1 protein-coding gene is annotated in these 2,903 nt (G+C 63.5%); it reads left to right on the top strand.

Going from position 1 to position 2,903, the window contains the following annotated elements:
- Positions 1 to 183 precede the first annotated feature (183 nt).
- A partial coding sequence (locus tag HNE04_RS27740) for a beta strand repeat-containing protein (RefSeq protein WP_207717756.1) occupies positions 184 to 2,903 on the top strand: 2,720 nt, incomplete at its 3' end.

Genomic DNA, 2,903 nt, shown 5'->3' with positions numbered 1-2,903 from the left:
ACGGGCAACCCGAATCACGAGGCGAAGTCGAGCTACAGCTTCACCGTAGTAGCCACCGACGGAGTCGGGCGCACTGACAGCCAAGCTGTGACTCTGGCGATCAACGACCTGGACGAAGCAGACCCGACAGTTACCTCAGGCGCCACGGCTACGGCGATCGACGAAAATTCGGGCGCAGGCCAAGTGGTCTACAGTGCGACCGCCAGCGATACTGATGACGTCAGCGCGGGCGTCACCTTCAGCCTGGCGGGCACGGATGCTGCCGCCTTCACCATCGACGCGGCCACGGGCGCGGTAACGCTTACCGGAAACCCGAACCACGAAGCCAAAAGCAACTACAGCTTCACGGTGGTTGCCACCGACGGGGCGGGGCGTACCGACGGCCAAGCCGTCACTCTCGCCATCAACGATTTGGACGAAGCCGACCCGACGGTCACCTCTGGCGCCACAGCCACGGCCGTTGACGAGAACAGCGGCGCAGGCCAGGTGGTCTACACGGCGAGCGCCACCGATACGGGCGACATCAGTGCCGGTGTCACGTTCAGCCTAGCCGGCACCGACGCGGCTGCCTTCAGCATTGACGCGAGCACTGGCGCGGTGACGCTCACCGGTAACCCGAACCACGAAAGCAAATCGAGCTACAGCTTCACGGTGGAGGCTACCGACGGAGTCGGGCGCACCGACAGCCAGGCAGTGTCCCTCGCCATCAACGATCTGGACGAAGCGGATCCCACGATCACGTCCGGTGCCACAGCGACCGCGATTAACGAAAACTCGGGCGCAGGCCAAGTGATCTACACGGCGAGTGCCACAGACACTGGTGACATCAGCGCGGGCGTCACCTTCAGCCTGGCGGGCACGGATGCGGCCGCCTTCAGCATCGATGCGGCCACCGGTGCGGTAACCCTGACCGGCAATCCCAACCACGAAAGTAAATCGAGCTACAGCTTCAGCGTGGTAGCCACTGATGGAGTGGGCCGCACCGACAGCCAAGCCGTTACTCTGGCGATCAACGACCTAGACGAGGCTGATCCGACGGTTACCTCAGGCGCCACGACCACGGCCATCGACGAAAACAGCGGCGCGGGCCAAGTCGTTTACACCGCCACAGCGACCGACACGGACGACATCAGCACAGGCGTGACCTTCAGCATGGCGGGCACGGATGCCGCTGCGTTCACCGTTAACGCCAGCACCGGTGCGGTGACCCTGACGGGTAACCCGAACCACGAAGCCAAGAGCAGCTATAGCTTCAGCGTAGTCGCTACCGACGGAGTGGGCCGCACTGACAGCCAAGCCGTCACGCTCGCGATCAACGACCTGGACGAGGCCGATCCGACAATTACTTCGGGGGCTACGGCCACGGCGATTGACGAGAACTCGGGCGCGGGGCAAGTCGTCTACACCACCACAGCGACAGACACTGACGACGTGAGCGCCGGCGTGACCTTCAGCCTGGCGGGCACGGATGCTGCCGCCTTTACCATCGACGCTGCCACGGGCGCGGTAACCCTGACGGGCAACCCGAACCACGAAACGAAGAGCAGTTACAGCTTCACGGTGGTTGCCACCGACGGAGTGGGCCGCACCGACAGCCAGGCAGTGACTTTGGCCATCAACGACCTAGACGAGGCCGACCCGACGATTACCTCGGGCGCCGCCGCCGCGGCGATCGACGAAAACAGCGGCACAGTCCAAGTCGTTTACACCGCCACAGCGACCGACACGGCCGACATCAGCGCGGGTGTCACCTTCGGCCTAGCTGGAACCGACGCGGCTGCGTTCACCATTAACGCCAGCACTGGCGCGGTGACCTTAACTGGTAACCCCAACCACGAGACGAAAAACAGCTACAGCTTCACCGTAGTAGCCACGGATGGAGTGGGACGTACTGACGGTCAAGCCGTCACTCTCGCCATCAACGATTTGGACGAAGCCGACCCGACGGTCACCTCTGGCGCCACAGCCACGGCCGTTGACGAGAACAGCGGCGCAGGCCAGGTGGTCTACACGGCGAGCGCCACCGATACGGGCGACATCAGCGCCGGTGTCACGTTCAACCTAGCCGGCACCGACGCGGCTGCCTTCAGCATTGACGCGAGCACTGGCGCGGTGACGCTCACCGGTAACCCGAACCACGAAAGCAAATCGAGCTACAGCTTCACGGTGGAGGCTACCGACGGAGTCGGGCGCACCGACAGCCAGGCAGTGTCCCTCGCCATCAACGATCTGGACGAAGCGGATCCCACGATCACGTCCGGTGCCACAGCGACCGCGATTAACGAGAACTCGGGCGCAGGCCAAGTCGTCTACACCGCCACAGCGACCGACACGGACGACGTTAGCGCTGGCGTCGCATTCAGTCTGGCGGGCACGGATGCCGCCGCGTTCACCATTGACGCTAGCACAGGCGCGGTGACCTTGACCGCCAACCCGAACCACGAAACCAAGAGCAGCTACAGCTTGACGGTGGTTGCCACGGACGGAGTCGGACGTACCGACAGTCAAGCCGTCACGCTAGCGATCAACGATCTGGACGAAGCTGATCCCACGATCACTTCAGGTGCAACCGCCACGGCCATCAACGAAAACTCTGGTGCTGGCCAAGTGGTCTACTCCGCCACTGCGACCGACACCGACGACATCAGCGCGGGTGTCACATTCAGCCTGGCGGGCACTGACGCGGCTGCCTTCAGCATTGATGCGAGCACTGGTGCGGTAACACTCACGGGCAACCCGAATCACGAGGCGAAGTCGAGCTACAGCTTCACCGTAGTAGCCACCGACGGAGTCGGGCGCACTGACAGCCAAGCTGTGACTCTGGCGATCAACGACCTGGACGAAGCAGACCCGACAGTTACCTCAGGCGCCACGGCTACGGCGATCGACGAAAATTCGGGCGC

The organism is Caenimonas soli (assembly GCF_013155545.1).
In the GTDB taxonomy this organism is placed as follows: domain Bacteria; phylum Pseudomonadota; class Gammaproteobacteria; order Burkholderiales; family Burkholderiaceae_C; genus Ramlibacter; species Ramlibacter soli.
This window is presented reverse-complemented; position numbering and strand designations above follow the sequence as displayed.